This window comes from Streptomyces sp. NBC_00210, from assembly GCF_045160975.1.
In the GTDB taxonomy this organism is placed as follows: domain Bacteria; phylum Actinomycetota; class Actinomycetes; order Streptomycetales; family Streptomycetaceae; genus Streptomyces.
On record NZ_CP108120.1, the window covers coordinates 4,891,180 to 4,908,882 of the forward strand.

A 17,703-nucleotide genomic window follows, 5' to 3' on the forward strand; every position below is an offset into this window, starting at 1 on the left:
CGCCCTCACAGGATCGCGACCGGGGCAACGGGGGTTCCGGTTCCACCGACGAACGGCTCGGGCATCGCGGACAGCAGGAACGCGTACCGCTTCTCCTGTGCACAGGCTGTGGACAAGTTCTCCAGATTCCAGTTCTGGCCCTGGAGCATCCCCATCTCGACGAGGTCGAGGGCGTGCACGGGCAGCCAGAGGTCCTCGATCTCGGGCGGGAAGATCTCGAAGGTGAGGGTGTCGTTGGCGACGGCGGCGACATCATGGGCGTGGAACCACTCGGGGGTACGGACGGACAGCCCCGGGGACGGATATCCGTAGCCGTGTTTGTCGCCGGCGAGGCAGACCTGGATCTGCCCGGTCCGTACGAGAACGATGTCGCCGGACCTGATGGTCACACCGGCGAACGCCGCTGCCTCGTCCAGATCCTCGGGCGTCACCGCATGGCCGCCGGGCAGCCGGTCGAGACCCTTGGCGCGCGCGACATCGAGCAGCACCCCGCGTGAGACGACGTACGGGGCCTTGTCGATGCCGCTGAACCGGGCGCGGGTGTGCGGCGTGATGGTGTCGGCGGGACGGCCGTTGTAGATCTTCCCCGAGTGCGAGACATGGGTCAGGGCGTCCCAGTGAGTGGCGGCCTGCAGTCCCATGGTCACGGCGTCGTCGCTGGTGGCGACGGTGCCGGGCCCGAAGAGCTCCTGGTTGATCTGGACCATGGTGTGGAGGGGGTTGACCCGGCCGGGGATCAGGCCGGTCTGGATGCCGTCCTGGTGGAGGGGCAGCGCGAGGGGTACGCGGCGTCCGCTCCGTACGCAGGCGGTGGCGTCCTTGACCACCGCGTCGGTGATCAGGTTCAGCGTCCCCATCTCGTCGTCCGCGCCCCAACGCCCCCAGTTGTTCACGCGCTTGGCGATCTCGTGGAACTCGGCCGGGAGTGACATCGGGCCTCCTGGGGCTTGTGCTCGAGTATCTGACTGACCGTAGAATCTAACGGTCCGTCAGAAACCGCGGGAAGGGGCCGGACGTGGGGAACTTCTTGGCAGGCAAGGTCGTCGCCGTGACGGGTGCCGGCCGCGGCATCGGCCGGGCGGTGGCACTGGCAGCGGCGGCACAGGGTGCGCGGGTCGTGGTCAACGACTACGGCGTCTCCATCGAGGGCGGTGAGCCGACGTCGGAGGTCGCGTCGGCGGTCGTCAAGGAGATCGTCGCGGCGGGCGGCGAGGCGGTGGCGGTGGCCGACGACATCTCCACGATGGCCGGGGGCCAGCGTCTGGTGGACGTCGCGCTCGCGGAGTACGGGCGGATCGACGGAGTCGTGTGCGTGGCCGGCATCCTGCGCGAGCGGATGCTCTTCAACATGTCGGAGGAGGAGTGGGACCCGGTGGTCGCCACCCATCTGAAGGGCACGTTCACGGTCTTCCGCGCGGCGTCGGCGGTGATGCGCAAGCAGGGCGGCGGAACGCTGATCGGCTTCACCAGCGGGAATCATCAGGGGTCGGTCGCGCAGGCCAACTACTCCGCGGCGAAGGGCGGCATCATCTCGCTCGTCCGCAGCGCGGCGCTGGGCCTCAACAAGTACGGCGTCACGGCGAACGCGGTCGCGCCGGTGGCCCGTACGCGCATGTCCGCGAACGTTCCGATGGAACTGAAGGAGATCGGCGACCCGGAGGACGTGGCGGCGCTGGTCGTCTATCTGCTCTCCGACCGGGCTCGCGAGGAGCGGATCACGGGCCAGGTGTACACGATCGCGGGCCCGAAGATCGCGGTGTGGGCACAGCCGAGGGAACTGCGGGCGGGGTACGCGGAGGGCGGCTGGAGCCCGGAGAAGATCGCGGACTTTCTGCCGGGGACGGTGGGGGTGGATCCGATGCCGATGCTGGCGCGGCTGGAGGAGATGTCGAGAGCGGCGGAATCGGGCGCCCGCCCGAACGCGTGACGGGGCCGCGCCTCGGTCGCCTCCGGCGGGCTTCACCCCACCCCGCCCCGCCCTCCCCCCACGGCCTGGCGGCCGTGGGAGGTACCCCCATCCCGTAACCGGGGGCGCTGCCCCCGGACCCCCGCGCCTCAAACTCCCCCAGACTCCGTCCGGGGGGACCCCCACGGGGCTGAATTTCAGCCCGTCCGGCGATTGAGGACATGCGGCCGAAGGTCGCATACGGGGTCCGGGGCGAAGCCCCGCCGGAGTCTGGGGGCTTGCCCCCCAGTTACGGGAAGAGGCGGGGCGGGGGAACACAACTCCTAGGAGACAACGTGGACTTCGAGTTCGGCCCCGTCGACGACGCGTTCCGCCACGGCGCCCGCGCCTGGCTCACCTCGCACCTGACCCGCACCGCCACCCCCCGCGCCTGGGAGCGCCAACTCGGCACCGCCGGATGGATCGGGATCGGATGGGACGAGCCCGGTTACGGCAACCGGCGGGCCAGCCTCACCCAGCAGGTCGTCTGGGCCGAGGAGTACGCCCGCGCCGGCGCCCCCTCCCGCGTCGGGCACATCGGCGAGAACCTCCTCGCGCCCACCCTCATCGCCCACGGCACGACCGAGCAGAAGGACCGCTTCCTGCCCGCCGTCGCGCGCGGCGACGAACTCTGGTGTCAGGGCTACAGCGAGCCCGGCGCCGGGTCCGACCTCGCCGGGATCAGGACCGCCGCGGTCCGCGTGGGCGACACGTACCGGATCAGCGGGCAGAAGATCTGGACCTCCCTCGCACAGGACGCCGACTGGTGCTTCGTACTGGCCCGCACCGAGCCCGGCTCGCAGCGCCATCACGGCCTCTCCTTCCTCCTCGTACCCATGGACCAGCCGGGCCGTGTCGACGTACGGCCCATCCGCCAGATGACCGGCACCAGCGAGTTCAACGAGGTCTTCTTCGACGGTGCCGAGGCCCGCGCCGAGCATCTCGTCGGCGGCGAGGGCAACGGCTGGCGCGTCGCCATGAGCCTGCTCGCCTTCGAGCGCGGGGTGTCCACCCTCGCCCAACAGATCGGCTTCGCCGAGGAGTTGAGCCGGTTGATCCACCTGGCCGTGGCAAACGGCGCCGCCGACGACCCCGTACTCAAGGAACGCCTCGTCCGCCAGTGGGCCGAACTCCGCACCATGCGCTGGAACGCCCTGCGCACCCTGGGCGGACCCGCCGACGACCCCGGCGCCCCCAGTGTCGCCAAACTGCTCTGGGGTGGCTGGCACCAGCGCCTCGGCGAGCTCGCCATGGCCGTGCGTGGTGCGCACGCGGCCGCCGGCCCCTGCGACTGGAGCAGCGAGAAGCCGTACGAACTCGACGCCCTCCAGCGCCTGTTCCTCTTCACCCGCGCCGACACGATCTACGGCGGCTCGGACGAAATCCAGCGCAACATCATCGCCGAGCGGGTGCTCGGCCTACCGAGGGAGCCGAGATGAGAGGCGTCGTCTTCGACGGCACAAAGCCCCAGGTGGTCGACGATCTGGAGATACGGGACCCGGGACCCGGCGAGGTCCTGGTCGCCGTCGCGGCCGCCGGGCTGTGCCACAGCGATCTGTCCGTGATCGACGGCACGATCCCCTTCCCCGTCCCGGTCGTCCTCGGGCACGAGGGCGCGGGCATCGTCGAGGCGGTCGGCGCGGGCGTCCGCCATGTCGCGCCCGGCGACCATGTCTCGCTCTCCACCCTCGCCAACTGCGGCGCGTGCGCGGACTGCGACCGCGGCCGCCCCACCATGTGCCGCAAGGCGATCGGCAGGCCCGGGCAGCCCTTTTCCCGCGGCGGCGAACCGCTCTTCCAGTTCGCCGCCAATTCCGCTTTCGCGGAACGCACTGTCGTCAAGGCCGTCCAGGCCGTGAAGATCCCCGCCGACCTGCCGCTGACCTCCGCCGCGCTGATTGGCTGCGGCGTGCTGACGGGTGTCGGAGCGGTACTGAACCGCGCGAAGGTCGACCGCGGCGAGAGTGTCGTCGTCATCGGGACGGGCGGCATCGGGCTGAACGTCCTGCAGGGCGCCAGGATCGCGGGCGCATCCAGGATCGTCGCCGTCGACTCCAACCCGGCGAAGGAGGCGATGGCCCGGCAGTTCGGGGCCACGGACTTCCTCGCGTCGGCGGAGGGCGTACGGGAGATCCTGCCGACCGGCGCCGACCATGTCTTCGAGTGCGTCGGGCACGTCGCTCTGATCCGGCAGGCGATCGAACTGCTCGACCGGCACGGGCAGGCGATCCTGCTCGGCATGCCTTCGGCGACGGCCGAGGCGTCTTTCGTGCCCGCGGCCATGTTCCTGGACAAGTCCATCCTCGGCTGCCGCTACGGCTCCTCGCGCCCGCAGCACGACATCGCGCTCTATGCCGAGTTGTACGGGCAGGGCCGATTGCTGCTGGACGAACTGGTCACCGAGACCTATCCGATCGAGGACTTCGCGAAGGCGGCGGACGACGCCCATCACGGCCGGGTGGCGCGCGGCGTCCTCACCTTCTGACCATCCGTCACGAACTCCCGCTGCCGGTACGGAACGTGCGCCGGTAGACCGTCGGCGGGACACCGAGCGCCGCCTGCAGATGCTGACGCATCGACTGCGCGGTGCCGAAGCCCGAGTCCCGTGCCACCAGATCGACCGAGAGGTCGCTCGACTCCAGCAGGTGCCGGGCCCGCTCCACGCGCTGCTGCACCAGCCACTGCCCGGGGCTGACGCCGACCTCCTCGCGGAAGCGGCGCGTGAACGTCCGTACGCTCATCGACTCCTGCTCGGCCATGTCGCGCAGCTGGATCGGCTCGTTCAGGCGTCCCAGAGCCCAGGCCCGTGCGGTGGCCGTGGTCGCCAACTGCGGTTCAGGGACGGGCCGGTGGATGTACTGCGCCTGCCCGCCGTCCCGGTGCGGCGGTACGACCGTACGGCGCGCGACCTCGTTGGCGACGGCCGTGCCGTGGTCCCGGCGCACGATGTGCAGGCACAGGTCGATCCCGGCCGCGACGCCCGCCGAGGTGAGCACGTCGCCGTCGTCGATGAACAGGACGTCCGCGTCGACCTTGACGGACGGGAAGAGCCGCTGGAAGTGCTCGGCGGACGACCAGTGGGTGGTGGCGGGGCGGCCGTCGAGGTAGCCGGCGGCGGCCAGGACGTAGCCGCCGGTGCAGATGGCGACCATGCGGGTGCCGGGCCGGATGTGGGAGAGCGCGGCGGCCAGCTCGTCGGTGAGCCGGCCCTCCTCGAAGACGGGGCCCAGCTCGTAGGAGGCGGGGACGACGACGGTGTCCGCGGTGGCCAGCACCTGAGGCCCGTGCGCGACGTGGATGTCGAAGTCGGCGTCCGTACGGACGGGGCCGGGCCGGACAGAGCAGGTGACGATCTCGTACAGAGGGCTGCCGTCAGCGTCCTTGGCGCGGCCGAAGATCCGGTGCGGGATGCCCAGCTCGAACGGGAGCAGCCCGGTCAGCGCCAGCACGACGACCCGATGTCTCACGAACTCACTCATGGCCCGATCCTATCGAACGCTGTCCCTCGGGCCACTCGCCCGACGTGAACACGCCACCGGATGCTGTGTGGCGTGACGCAGACAACCGGACTCCCCGCCCAGGAACCCGCTCAGGACAGCACTCCGACCGCCGCCCGCCGCCAAACCGGCCGGGTCCACCGAGCGTGGTTCGTCGCCGCGGTGGCCTTTGTGACGATCATCGGCGCGGCCGCGTTCCGCTCCCTGCCGGGTCTGCTGATCGATCCGCTGCACAGCGAGTTCCACTGGTCGCGCGGCACGATCGGCCTCGCGGTCTCGGTGAATCTCGCGCTCTACGGCCTCACGGCGCCCTTCGCCGCCGCGCTGATGGACCGCTTCGGCATCCGCCGCGTCGTCGCCGTCGCCCTCACGGTGATCGCTCTGGGCTCGGGCCTGACCGTCTTCATGTCCTCGTCCTGGCAGCTCATCCTCTACTGGGGCCTGCTCGTCGGCCTCGGCAGCGGCTCGATGGCACTCGCCTTCGCGGCGACGGTCACCAACCGGTGGTTCACCGAACGCCGCGGCCTGGTCACCGGCATCCTGACGGCCGCGTCCGCCTCCGGCCAGCTGATCTTCCTCCCGCTGCTGTCCTGGCTGGTGGAGCAGCACGGCTGGCGCCCGGCGTCGATCACGGTCGCCCTCGCCGCCCTCGCCGTCGTGCCCTTCGTGTGGCTGCTGCTGCGTGACCATCCGGCGGACGTGGGGCTCGCCCCGTACGGCGCGAAGGAGTTCACCCCGAAGCCCGCACCGATGCCGGGCGCTGCCCGCCGAGCGGTCACGGTGCTCTTCTCGGCCGCCCGCACGGGCCCCTTCTGGCTGCTGGCGGGCACCTTCGCGATCTGCGGCGCCTCGACGAACGGCCTGATCCAGACCCACTTCGTGCCCGCGGCCCACGACCACGGCATGCCGATCACGGCGGCCGCGTCCCTCCTCGCGGTGATCGGCGTCTTCGACGTCGTCGGCACGATCGCATCGGGCTGGTTCACCGACCGCTTTTCTCCACGCCGTCTGCTGGCGGTCTACTACGCCCTGCGCGGCATCAGCCTCCTCTTCCTGCCCATGCTGCTGGCTCCGTCCGTCCACCCGCCGATGATCTTCTTCATCGTCTTCTACGGCCTGGACTGGGTGGCGACGGTCCCGCCGACGATCGCCCTGTGCCGAGAGCACTACGGCGACGACAGCGCGATCGTCTTCGGCTGGGTGCTGGCCTCGCACCAGGTGGGCGCGGCGCTGGTGGCCTTCGCCGGCGGCCTGGCGCGGGACGTGTTCGGCTCGTACGACATGGTCTGGTACGCATCGGGCGCACTGTGCGCGGCGGCGGCGCTGATGGCGCTGGTGATCCGCCGCCGGCCCGAGTTCGCGTCGCCGGCGGCCGTTTGACCTCGACCGGGAGGCAACCTGGGGCAGCTTGATCCCCTCTTGCACGCAAGGGGGGTGCTTCGATGAGGACGAAGTCGATGACGCGGGCCGCCGCACAGGTGGCGGTGGCCGGACTGTGCTGCGCGGTCCTGGCCGGGTGCGGTTCTCAGCAGGCGGGCGGCCGGACGTCCGAGGGGGCGGCAGCGCCCCCGTCGGTGTCCTCGTCCGCCGGGCCGGACTGCACGACGGACGACACGAGTGACGACGAGTGGGACGCGTCGCAGGTGCCGACGGACGAGGACACGGGCGTACCGGAGGAGACCACGGACGAGGAGACGGGCGAGCCGCAGGAGCCGACGGACGAGGACAGCGGCGTACCGGAGGAGACCACCGACGAGGACACCGGTGAGCAGCCGGACCGTACGACGGACGACACCGCGGATGACCCCTGCTCGTCCGCGACATGGTTCGTCATGACCCGTGACTTCCGCGATCACCTCGCCGCCCATGGCACCAAGGCGGACGACGGCCTGGCGTTCGACACGGTGAAGGTCCGCAAGGTGGGAGCGGTCAACCAGGCCGTGGTCACCGTCTCCTACACGGCGGACGACACGCAGAGCGGTCACCGGGTGGCCACCGCGTTCGCGGCCTGGCGCCACGCCGCGTACGGGGACAGGGGCACGGTGCGGATCGAGACCGGGGGCGGCCGGCTGATCACCACGGAGGACTGGTAGCCGTACGCCTAGGGCGTGAAGCGGCCGAACTTCCCGCGGTGGAAGAGCAGCGGCGCACCCTCGTCCACCGCGCCCAGTGCCGCCACCCGGCCCACCACGATCAGATGGTCGCCGCCCGTGTGCACCGTCTGGATCGTGCAGTCGATCCAGGCCGGTACGGAGTCCAGGCGCGGCGCCCCGGTGACCGGAGCGCGGTTGTACGTGACCCCCGCGAACTTGTCCGCACCGCTGACCGCGAAGCCCCGGCACAGCTCGCCCTGTTCCGCACCCAGGACGTTGACGCAGAAGGCCCCGGCGCGGGCGATGCGCGGCCAGGTCGTCGACGTACGGGCGACCATGAAGGCGATCAGCGGTGGGTCGAGGGAGAGGGAGGCGAAGGACTGGCAGGCGAATCCGGCCGGCCCGTCCTCGTCGTACGCCGTGACGACGGTGACCCCGGTCGCGAAGTGCCCCAGCACACGCCGGAATTCACCGGGCTCGACCGGAGGCCGCTCGTCGTCCCCAACGGCCCGCAGGTCGGGGCGCGGCAGCACGTCGAAGGGCTCGCCGACCGGGGCGGTGGCCGGGTCCGTGGCCGTGGGAGCCCCCACGGACCTGAGGTATCGGACGGCGGTGGCCGCCATCCCTGCGTGTCCCATCACACCTCCATTGAACCTGACGGTTCGTCAGATGGGAAGGTCTCGGCGCGGCCCGCGCTCAGAGCTCAGGCGACTGGTGAGCTGGGGCGCAATCGGCCCCCGTGGCCAGACAATCGGCCGGCCACAGGGGCCGTCACAGCAAGCGCCTCAGAGCCAAGGCTGCGAGCGGAGGGGTCGGGCGAGGTCTCAGAACCCCTGGACGTAGTACGGCTCGAGGGTCATCCAGCCATTCGCGCGGGCGCCGTCGCGGCGGCCGGTGTCGTTCTTGGCCAGGGTGTACCAGGAGTCGACGTAGTCCGGGTCGTCGGTCCACCAGTCGTCGGGAATGGCATCCAGGACCGCGTTCACCAAGGGGATGTAGGTGCCCTGGTCGGCGATGGTGAGCAGGATTCCGGCGATGGCCTTGGCGAGGTCGCGGTAGTTGGTGCTGCCGTCCTCCTCCATCATCACGGCGTCGGCCAGGTTGTACTTGTAGTTGGACCAGTTCACCAGGATCTGGTTGGGGTGGTAGGCAACTCCGTCGTTGTCCAGATAGGGCATCTGGACCGGGTCGACGCGCACCTTGCCGTCCAGCCCGAAGCCGGTCACGAGCGAGTAGATCTCGGCGTCTCCCTTGATCCAGGGCTCCTCGTCGTCCGAGAGCTCCACGCCGGTGATACGCGTGGTCCAGAAGCCCGCACCGGCGGTGCTCGCCTGCGGCGCGTTCAGGCCGTGCTTGTCGAGTTCCTGGCGCATGACCTTCATGCCCGCCGCAAGGGCCTTGGACTCGTCGATGTCGAGCACATAGACGGGCCGGTCGGGCGCCTTGCGCGCGTCCAGCGTGTGGGCGGCGCCACGGCTGTCGTACGCGGTAATCGTCCTGGCGTGGTCGTCGGCCGAGGCGGCGGCGACGAGCGGGGCGGCGCCCGCCTTTAAGCCCTTGCGCATCGAGTCCGCGCCCAGGCGCAGGCGCAGCAGGGAGCCGGTGCCCGCGCCGAGGCCCTTGGCGGCGACGATCTGCCGATCGGCCGAGACCAATGAGGATGCGAGGCGCTTGCCGGCCTGCGCCGCGGCTGCCCGGCCGGTCAGGGCGCGCAGATCCAATTGCTTATCGGTCACGGCAGCGTCCCGCACCTGAGAGCGCCAACCCGCGTCGGCGAGCGAAACGGCGACTGCCCGGGCGGCACGGTCCTCGATGCGGCTGACCGCGGCCGACGTTGCTGCGCGGGACGACGGGGCCGAGGCGGTCGCCCGGTCAGCCGCCGCGGTGTCGGCCTGGGCACCTGCCGCGGGAAACGCGGCAAGCTGGACGGTGGCCAGGCAGGTGACGGAAATGATGGCACCGGCAAGGAGTTTGGGTCGTGCACGTCTACTGCTCAAGGGGTCCTCCTGAAGCGAGTGGGGGGATTCTGGGTCGCATTCGGATGGAGCGTGTGAGCGGTGGCACAGAGTGATCTACACGAGTAGATCTACTCGCGGGTACAGCATGGCGGGAGCATGTCAGGAATGCAACAACTCTGTGCCCAACCCCGCTTGGGGCAGGGCGCGTTGCCGGAGAATTCGAGGAACCCGCTGGGGCTAGAGCCCGCGGTACTGAGGCGTGCGGCGCTCCACGAAGCTCGCCACGCCCTCATTCGCGTCCCGGGTCGTCATATTGATCTCCTGCGCCGCCGCCTCCGCCGCGAACGCCATGGCCCGGTCCGCGTCCAGTGACGCGTTCACCAGCTGCTTGGTCAGCGCGAGCGCCCGCGTCGGGCCGGCCGCCAGCCGCTCCGCCCACTCGCGCGCCGTCTTCGCCAAGTCATCGGCCGGGACGACCCGGTTGACGAGACCGAGCCGCTCCGCATCGGACGCCGGCAGCGAGTCGCCGAAGAACATCAGCTCCTTCGCCCGCTGCGGCCCCACCAGCCGCGGTAGCAAATACGCCCCGCCGCCGTCCGGGACGAGCCCCCGGCGTACGAACACCTCGATGAACGAGGCAGGTTCCGCGGCCAGTACGAGGTCGCAGGCGAAGGCCAGATGCGCGCCGATGCCGGCCGCCGTGCCGTTGACCGCCGCGATCACCGGCTTCTCGCAGTCCAGGACGGCGGAGATCAGCCGCTGCGCACCGAGCCGGATCGTACGGGCGACGTCTCCGGCCACGCGTTCACCGGCCACCGGCGCCCCGCGCAGATCCGCGCCCGCGCAGAAGCCCTTGCCGGTGGCGGTGATCACGACCGCCCGCACGGAGGGGTCCGCGGAGGCGTCCGCGAGCAGCGCGATGATCCGCTCCCGCTGGTCCCACGTCACCGCGTTCATCGCATCGGGCCGGTTGAGCGTGACCCACGAGACGCCGTTCTCCACGCGGTGGAGCACGTCCGAACTCATCGGCACACCGCCAGCGCGTCCAGCGCCACCGCGCCCTGCCCCCGCGGCAGCACCATCAAGGGATTGATGTCCAGCTCGGACAGTTCGTCGCCCAGCTCCAGCGCCATCCGCTGGACCCGCAGCACGACCTCCACCAGAGCGTCCACATCCACCGGCGGCCCGCCCCTGACCCCGTCGAGCAGGGCGCGGCCGCGCAGTTCGCCGAGCATCGCGCGTGCCTGGTCCTCGCCGAAGGGCGGAACGCGCACCGCCGCGTCGTGCAGCACCTCCACCAGCACCCCGCCGAGCCCGACCGTCACCGTCGGCCCGAACAGCGCGTCCTGGGTGACACCGACCACCATCTCGACGCCTCGCTCCACCATCTGGCAGACCAGGATTCCGTCCAGGTCGACGCCCTCGAAGCGGGCGATGTCGGTCAGCTCGCGATAGGCGTCGCGGACCTGGCTCGCCGAGGTCAGCCCGATCTTGACCAGGCCGAGTTCGGTCTTGTGGGCGAGCTGCGTCCCGGACGCCTTCATGACGACGGGGTAGCCGACCAGGCCCGCGGCCCTGACCGCCGCCGCCGCGCTGGTCACCAGCTGTTCGCGCGGCACGCGGATGCCGTACGCCCGAAGAAGCGACTTGGCCGCATGCTCGCTCAGCTGCTTGCCGGGACGCATCAATGCCTGCGCCTTGCGGAAGGAGGGGGAGGCGGTGCGCGGTGCCTCGTCGAAGGGCGAGAGGTAGCCGGTGGTGAACCGGTGGTGGTCCAGATAGGCGCGCACCGCCGTGATGCAGTTGCCGAACGTACGGAACGTGGCGACCCGCGAGGACCCCAGCAGCGTCTCGCGGTACGCCTCCTCGGTGCCCAGCGGCGACCCCCACACCACGCAGACGAGCTTGTCCGTCGCCTCGGCCGCGTCCACCAGGTCCTGCGCCAGCTTGTCGCTCATCGGCGGGAAGGGGCCGGTGATCGGACAGATCAGCACCCCGACGGCCGGGTCTGCCAGAATCGCGTCGATGATCTTGCGACCGCGCCAGTCGCCCACCGGGTGCCCGCCGTTGTCGACAGGGTTCGCGACGCTCAGATACTCCGGTATCCACTCGTGCAGCTCGGCCTGCTTGGCTTCGGAGAGCCGCGGCAGCCGCAGCCCCGCCGTGGTCGCCAGGTCCGAGAAGTGCGCGCCGGTGCCGCCCGAGATCGAATAGACGACGACCCCGTCAGCCACGGGCCTGCGGGCTCGTGCCAACAGGGCGGCGGTGTCCTGGAGTTCGTCGAGCCCGTCCACCCGGATCACGCCGAACTGTCGCATCGCCGCGTCCACGACCTGGTCCGCGCCGGTCAGTTTGCCGGTGTGCGACGCGGCCATCCGCGCCCCGGTCTCGGTCCGCCCGACCTTGACCGCGACGACCGGGACCCCGCCCCGGGCCGCGCGGTCGGCGGCGAGCAGGAAGGAACGGCCGTCCTTGAGCCCCTCCACATAGCAGGCGATGGCCCCGACCTCGGGTCGCTCGGCGAAGTACGAGATGAAGTCGGCGGTCTCCAGGTCGGCCTCGTTGCCGGTGGGTGCCCAGTGGGAGAGCCGTACGCCCAGCTCCTGCATGGTGAAGATGGGCCGCCCCTGGTGCCCCGACTGGGTGATCAGCGCGATCGCCGGGCCCTCCAGGTCGTCCCGGAACTTCTCGAAGGCGTTGAGATTGGTGTTCGGCCCGAGCAGCCGCAACCCCGACCGCCCCACCGCGGCCGCCAGCCGCGCCTGGGCGGCCGCGCCCTCCGCCCCGGTCTCGGCGTACCCGGAGGCGAAGGCGACGGCGAACTTGACCTTGGCCTCGGTGAGTTCCTCGATGACGGGCAGCGGGTCGGCGACGAGCAGCACGGCCAGATCGACCTGTTCGGGCAGGTCTCCGACGGAGGGAACGCAGCTCAGGCCGAAGACGCTCGCGCGGGAGGGATGCACGGGATGGAGCCGCGCCCCGACGCGCTCGGCCCAGTCGATGAGCTGCCGGGTGATGCCGGTATTGGGCCGCCCGTCACCGTCGGACGCCCCGACGACGGCGACGGACGCGGGCCGGAAGAACCGGTCGAGATCGGGCACGGGGGCGTACAGCGGCCGCCCGCTGACGTCCAGATCGCCGTCGGTCGCGGTGACCGAAGTCGTGTCATGGACGGCATTGCGGGGGTGCTCGCCGCAGGCCACGACGCGCGCGCGGAGGTCGGAGGTGAGGGTGCCGTGAGTAGATCCAAGCATCGCTGAGCCCCGCTCCTGCTCGTTGGCCAAGTTACTGACGCATAGTCAGATTACAGAACTGACGACCTGTCAGGAACATCCCTGCACGCAAAGCCTGGCGGGGGCCCGCGGATTCGGCGCCGGGGCGGAACGGGCTCATGCTGATTGACTACCCGCCCGGGGCACTCTGGAGACGGCGCGATTCAGCCCTTGGACAGCGCCTTGGCGATTTTGCGCGCGTCGATCGCCAGCTCGCGGAACATCCCGCTGATCGGGTTCGTGAACCCGGTGAAGTACAGCCCCGGCGCCTGCGCCGGCGTGCGGCGGCCGTGGGTGAGGGGTCTGCCGCGCTCGTCCAGGACGTTCAAGTGGCCGACCAGGTCCTCCAGTGCCCGGCGGTAGCCCGTCGCCGCGATCACCGTGTCCGGGGAGATCCGGGTGCCGTCCGCCAGGACCGCCTTGCCGTCGTCGAAGGACTCCAGCGCGGCGACCGGTTCGACCGTGCCGGAGCGGACCGCGTCGATCAGGCCCACGTCCTGGACCGGGATCGCGCCCTCGCGGACCCGGGAGTACAGGCCCGTGTCCGGGCGTGGCAGGCCCCGTTCGGTGAGGTCGGGGACGGAGATCCGGCTCATGATCCCGCCTGCCCGGTCCACCACTCGTACCGGCAGCCGGCGGACCAGGATGCCGGTGCGCTGGGCCGGCCAGCCCGCGGTGGAGCGGCGGACTATGTGCGGGATCGTCCGTACGGCGAGGCGGACGCGCGCCGCGCCGCCCTCCACCAGGTCGACCGCGATCTCCGCGCCCGTGTTGCCGACGCCGACGACCAGCACGTCCTTGCCGGCGTACGGCGCGGCGTTGCGGTACTCGCCCGCGTGCAGCAGTTGCCCGGTGTACGTGTCCCGGCCGGGCCAGTCGGGCAGCCGCGGGGTGTGGTTGAAGCCGGTGGCCACCACGACCGCGCGCCCGGTCAGCTGCCGGCCGCCCGTCGCGTGCAGCAGCCAGCCGGAGCCCGACTGCTCGATACGGGACACCTCGACGCCCGTGACGATCTCCAGCTCGTGGAACTCCGCGTACTTCTCCAGGTACCGGATCACGTCGTCCCGGGACACCCAGCGCCCGAAAGACCGCGGCATCGCGAGCCCGGGCAGCCCGGAAAGCTTCCGGGTGGTGTGCAGGTGCAGCCGGTCGTAGTGGCGGCGCCAGGACGCTCCCACGGACTCGGACTTCTCCAGCACCACGGCCCGTATGCCGTGCTCACGCAGCGCCGCGGCTGCCGCGAGACCTCCCGGGCCGCCGCCGATGACGTACACGGGCCGGTCGTTCGTGAGGTCGATGTCCTGTTCGTCCGCCATGAACCTGAGCGTAATCACCTGATTACTTGATGGGTCTCAGTCAAGACGGGAATCGGTTGCGAATCGATCACGCATGCAGACCCCTTGCGCGCGCACCGCCGCATCCGCTGAACTGACGTACCGTCAGAAAGTGGAGAGAGGGAGTTCCGGATGGAGACCGTCTGGCTCACCGGCGCCGAATGGCTCGCCGTCCTGCGCATCGGTCTCGGCCTGTGGTGGCTGGAGAGCTGGCGCCACAAGGACAAGAAGGGCTGGTTCGAGCGCGGCACCGGCATCGCCTGGGCGGCCGACGTCGCAGGCAAGCACAAGTGGCCGGCGGTGAAGAACGGCTTCAGGGCAGTGGTCGAGCCGCGCCCCAAAGCGATGGCGTACATCGTCGTCTACGCCGAACTCGCCCTCGGTCTCGGTCTGATCGTCGGCTTCCTGACCCCGATCGCCCTCGTCGGCGGGCTGCTCCTCAATCTGCTCTATCTCATTCTGATGATCCACGACTGGGCGGAACAGGGGCAGAACGCCATGATGGCGCTCATATCGTTCGTCGCCCTCGTGGCCATGTCCTGGCAGACCTGGTCCCTCGACAGCGCGATCGGGCTCTTCTGATGACCGCGAAGCCTGAGGTCGACGACTTCACCCGCCCGTTCTGGGACGCCGCGGCCGACGGGCGGCTGCTGATCCGCCGCTGCCGCGCCTGCGCGAAGGCCCACCACTATCCGCGCGAGTTCTGCCCGCACTGCTGGAGCGAGGACGTCGAATGGGAGCGGGCGAGCGGCCGTGCCACGCTCTACACCTGGTCCGTCGTGCACCGCAATGACCTGCCGCCCTTCGGTGACCGCGTCCCGTACACCGCCGCGGTCGTCGATCTCGCCGAGGGGCCGCGGATGATGACCGAAGTCGTCGGCTGCCCGGAGAGCGAGCTGAGCATCGGCATGGAGCTGGTGGTCGCCTTCAAGGCCGGGGAGGGCGCGGAGATGATACCGGTGTTCCGCCGCCCGGCTCAGGGCCAGAGCAACTCCCGTACCCAGGCGCCCCCTTCGCGCCGGTAACGCAGCCGGACATGCTGCCTGCGCTCGTCGCCCTGGAAGAACTCCACCTCGTACGGCTGGAGCACATACAGCGTCCAGGTGGGCACGGGCGCGTCCGGCTTGGCCTGCGCACGCTCCCACGCTGCCTGTGACGCCGTCTCCAACTCGTCCTGGGAGCCCAGGACTTCGCTCTGCCGACCGGTGAGCGCGGCGGCCAGTGCGCCCGTCGAGCGGGCGTGCAGATCGGCCTGGCTCTCCGTGGAGCCGCCCGCCGTCACCCGGCCGCGGACGCGGATCTGGCGGCCCTGTGCGGCCCAGTAGAAGCCCAGTGCGGCCTCCGGATGCGCGGCCAGCTGCCGGCCCTTCGCGCTGGTGGCGTGCGAGGCGAAGTGCCAGCCGCGCTCGTCCGCGTCGTGCAGCATCAGCGTGCGTACGTCGGGACGCCCCTGCTCGTCCACGGTGGCCAGGGTCATGGTGTGCGGCTCGGTCTGGCCCGCGGTCACGGCCTCGGCGAACCACCGGTGGAAGAGCGGCAGCGGGCCGGCGGGCGCGGCGGCCGGGTCGAAGGCGGGCAGCGTGGTGTCCCAAACCCGCTGTGCATGCAGGAGCTTGCGGAAGGTGTCCTGCCGATCGTTGTCCATACGGGCAAAGTACTACACTCACAGTGGTATCAGTCCGAGTGCGTGGCATCAGCCCGGGTGCGGTGATCGAGAGGACGCAGATGAGGCAGAACCTGGCCCGGCGCGCGGCGCTGGTGGACGCGGCCATCGAAGTGCTCGCCCGGGAGGGCGCCCGCGGCCTCACCTTCAGGGCCGTCGACGCCGAGGCCGAGGTCCCCAAGGGCACCGCGTCCAACTACTTCGCCAACCGCGACGATCTGCTCAACCAGGCCGGCGGCCGCATCTACGAGCGGCTGCGCCCCGACGACGCAACGATGGAGGCCATGTTCACCGGCCCGGCCACCGCCGCGCGGACCGCGGAGCTGGTGCGCGACGTGGTGGAGCGGGTCACGGCCTTCCGCACCGGATACCTCGCCCTGCTCGAACTGCGGCTGGAGGCCACCCGCCGCCCCGAGCTGCGCGCGTTGCTCACCGAACGCGTCAGCGAGGACGTCGAGGCGAATGTCGCCAACCATCTGGCCTCCGGTCTGCCCGGCGACGCCGACGCGATCAGGATGATCTATCTGGCGGCCAACTGGCTGGTGGTGGAGCGCCTCACGCTGCCCGACGTCTTCCCGAAGGAGCAGGCGGCCGAGCTGATCACGGCCCTGGTTGAGCGGCTGCTCCAAGACTCCCCCTAGGAGCCCAGACGGCATGAAAGGGGAGTCAGTTCACTCGCTGCCCGTACGCCCCTGTGTGAGCGCCGTTCACCGCGGTCACGATGTCCATCCGCTCCAGGCCCCCGGGGGCCTCAGTCCCGGCCCAGCACCACCGTCCCGGACGAGCAGAACCAGCCGCCGGTGCCGGACGCCACCGCCAGCCGCGGCGTGCTCCCGTCCGCCTTGTGCACCTGGTGGCCGCCGGCCTCGCCGCGCAGCTGCCGTACGGCTTCGACCAGCAGAAACAGCCCGCGCATCCCTGGATGACAGGCGGACAGGCCGCCGCCGTCGGTATTCACCGGCAGCTCGCCGTCCCGCCGCAGCCGGCCCTTCTCGACGAACGGGCCGCCCTCCCCCTTGGCGCAGAAACCGAGGTCCTCCAGCGTCACGAGCGTCATATAGGTGAAGGCGTCATAGATCTCGGCGATATCCATGTCGGCAGGGGAGACGCCCGCGCGCTCGAAGGCGAGGCGGCCCGAGACCGCCGCCGGGGAGACGGTGAAGTCCTCCCACTCCGACATGGTGGTGTGCGAGACGTACTCACCGGTGCCGAGGATCCACACCGGGTCCTTCGCGCTGTCCGGCACGTAGTCCTCCGCGGCGAGCAGCACCGCGCAGCCGCCGTCGCTGCGGATGCAGCAGTGCAGCTTGGTGAACGGATCCGCGATCACCGGCCCGTCCAGCACCTCGTCGACCGTGATCGGCTCACGGAACATCGCGTCCGGATTGGCAGCGGCGTTCGCCCGTGCCTGGACGGCGACTTCCGCGAGCTGCTCCAGCGTCGTGCCGTACTCGTGCATGTGGCGGCGGGCGGCCATCGCGTACTTGGCGATGAGCGTATGCCCGTACGGGACCTCGAACTGGAGCGGTCCGCGGCTGCCGAAGGAGAGGTTGGAGGTGCGCCGCCGGGCCTTGATGTCGGCGCGGGCGGTCGATCCGTAGACGAGGAGCACGGCGTTGGCGTGCCCGGCGGCGATCGCGTCGGTCGCGTGCGCCGCCATGACCTCCCAGGTGGCGCCGCCGACGGCGGTCGAGTCCATCCAGCGCGGTTTGAGGCCGAGATACTCGGCGACCTCGACCGGGGCGAGTGTGCCGAGTCCGGCGGAGCCGAAGCCGTCGATCACCGAGCGGTGCAGGCCGGAGTCGGCGAGTGCGCGGCGGGCGGCCTGGGCATGCAGGGCATAGGGCGTCGGGCCGTCGACGCGGCCGCAGTCCGAGAGGGATATGCCGACGACGGCGACCTTGCGCGGAGTGGAAGGCATGGATCTGACGGTACATCAGA

17 protein-coding genes are annotated in these 17,703 nt (G+C 70.8%); 8 read left to right on the plus strand and 9 right to left on the minus strand.

Annotated elements, in window-relative coordinates:
• Positions 1-5 precede the first annotated feature (5 nt).
• Entirely contained in the window at positions 6-932 is a 927-nt protein-coding gene (locus OG729_RS22300) for a cyclase family protein (RefSeq protein ID WP_405807814.1), read from the minus strand.
• Positions 933-1,015: 83 nt separating this feature from the next.
• Here OG729_RS22300 and OG729_RS22305 point away from each other — a divergent pair, with 83 nt between their 5' ends.
• From OG729_RS22305 to OG729_RS22315, 3 genes are all read left to right on the plus strand, one after another.
• Entirely contained in the window at positions 1,016-1,927 is a 912-nt protein-coding gene (locus OG729_RS22305) for an SDR family oxidoreductase (protein ID WP_405807816.1), read from the plus strand.
• Positions 1,928-2,241: 314 nt separating this feature from the next.
• Complete coding sequence (locus OG729_RS22310) at positions 2,242-3,384, plus strand: acyl-CoA dehydrogenase family protein (protein ID WP_405807818.1); 1,143 nt, start codon at positions 2,242-2,244, stop codon at positions 3,382-3,384.
• Positions 3,381-4,430, plus strand: coding sequence for a Zn-dependent alcohol dehydrogenase (locus OG729_RS22315; protein WP_405807820.1), 1,050 nt, complete (start codon positions 3,381-3,383; stop codon positions 4,428-4,430). The genes OG729_RS22310 and OG729_RS22315 overlap by 4 nt, the downstream gene beginning before the upstream one ends.
• A 7-nt stretch (positions 4,431-4,437) precedes the next feature.
• Here the strand turns inward: OG729_RS22315 and OG729_RS22320 are convergent, their stop codons facing one another.
• Positions 4,438-5,424, minus strand: coding sequence for a GlxA family transcriptional regulator (locus tag OG729_RS22320; protein ID WP_405807822.1), 987 nt, complete (start codon positions 5,422-5,424; stop codon positions 4,438-4,440).
• Positions 5,425-5,496: 72 nt separating this feature from the next.
• Between OG729_RS22320 and OG729_RS22325 the strand changes: the two genes are divergently transcribed.
• Both OG729_RS22325 and OG729_RS22330 read left to right on the plus strand, forming a co-directional pair.
• Positions 5,497-6,822 (plus strand): MFS transporter, encoded by a 1,326-nt coding sequence (locus tag OG729_RS22325; protein WP_405807823.1) that lies wholly within the window; start codon positions 5,497-5,499, stop codon positions 6,820-6,822.
• 62 nt (positions 6,823-6,884) lie between these two features.
• The gene (locus tag OG729_RS22330) at positions 6,885-7,535 is read left to right on the plus strand and encodes a hypothetical protein (protein WP_405807825.1); all 651 of its coding nucleotides are present in this window, start codon (positions 6,885-6,887) and stop codon (positions 7,533-7,535) included.
• An 8-nt stretch (positions 7,536-7,543) separates the two neighbouring features.
• Here OG729_RS22330 and OG729_RS22335 read toward each other — a convergent pair whose 3' ends face one another.
• From OG729_RS22335 to OG729_RS22355, 5 genes are all read right to left on the minus strand, one after another.
• Entirely contained in the window at positions 7,544-8,158 is a 615-nt protein-coding gene (locus tag OG729_RS22335) for a flavin reductase family protein (RefSeq protein ID WP_405811230.1), read from the minus strand.
• A 201-nt stretch (positions 8,159-8,359) separates the two neighbouring features.
• Positions 8,360-9,532: a DUF3103 family protein gene (locus OG729_RS22340; RefSeq protein WP_405807827.1), complete on the minus strand. Its 1,173-nt coding sequence runs from the start codon at positions 9,530-9,532 to the stop codon at positions 8,360-8,362.
• 198 nt (positions 9,533-9,730) lie between these two features.
• The gene (locus tag OG729_RS22345; protein ID WP_405807828.1) at positions 9,731-10,519 is read right to left on the minus strand and encodes an enoyl-CoA hydratase/isomerase family protein; all 789 of its coding nucleotides are present in this window, start codon (positions 10,517-10,519) and stop codon (positions 9,731-9,733) included.
• The gene (locus tag OG729_RS22350) at positions 10,516-12,747 is read right to left on the minus strand and encodes an acetate--CoA ligase family protein (protein ID WP_405807830.1); all 2,232 of its coding nucleotides are present in this window, start codon (positions 12,745-12,747) and stop codon (positions 10,516-10,518) included. Before OG729_RS22350 ends, OG729_RS22345 begins: the two co-directional genes overlap by 4 nt.
• Before the next feature lie 182 nt (positions 12,748-12,929).
• Positions 12,930-14,081, minus strand: coding sequence for a flavin-containing monooxygenase (locus OG729_RS22355; protein ID WP_405807831.1), 1,152 nt, complete (start codon positions 14,079-14,081; stop codon positions 12,930-12,932).
• A 150-nt stretch (positions 14,082-14,231) separates the two neighbouring features.
• Between OG729_RS22355 and OG729_RS22360 the strand changes: the two genes are divergently transcribed.
• Both OG729_RS22360 and OG729_RS22365 read left to right on the plus strand, forming a co-directional pair.
• Positions 14,232-14,681, plus strand: coding sequence for a DoxX family protein (locus OG729_RS22360; RefSeq protein ID WP_405807832.1), 450 nt, complete (start codon positions 14,232-14,234; stop codon positions 14,679-14,681).
• Positions 14,681-15,124 carry a Zn-ribbon domain-containing OB-fold protein gene (locus tag OG729_RS22365; RefSeq protein ID WP_405807833.1) on the plus strand — a complete coding sequence of 148 codons (444 nt, stop codon included), beginning with the start codon at positions 14,681-14,683 and terminating at the stop codon, positions 15,122-15,124. Before OG729_RS22360 ends, OG729_RS22365 begins: the two co-directional genes overlap by 1 nt.
• Here the strand turns inward: OG729_RS22365 and OG729_RS22370 are convergent.
• Entirely contained in the window at positions 15,076-15,744 is a 669-nt protein-coding gene (locus OG729_RS22370) for a pyridoxal 5'-phosphate synthase (protein ID WP_405807835.1), read from the minus strand. The genes OG729_RS22365 and OG729_RS22370 overlap by 49 nt on opposite strands.
• A gap of 80 nt (positions 15,745-15,824) precedes the next feature.
• On the opposite strand from OG729_RS22370, the gene OG729_RS22375 reads away from it, so the two are divergent.
• The gene (locus tag OG729_RS22375; RefSeq protein WP_405807836.1) at positions 15,825-16,403 is read left to right on the plus strand and encodes a TetR/AcrR family transcriptional regulator; all 579 of its coding nucleotides are present in this window, start codon (positions 15,825-15,827) and stop codon (positions 16,401-16,403) included.
• 110 nt (positions 16,404-16,513) lie between these two features.
• On the opposite strand, the gene OG729_RS22380 is transcribed toward OG729_RS22375, so the two are convergent.
• Positions 16,514-17,683, minus strand: a complete 1,170-nt coding sequence (locus tag OG729_RS22380; RefSeq protein WP_405807837.1) for a thiolase C-terminal domain-containing protein — start codon at positions 17,681-17,683, stop codon at positions 16,514-16,516.
• Positions 17,684-17,703 lie beyond the last annotated feature (20 nt).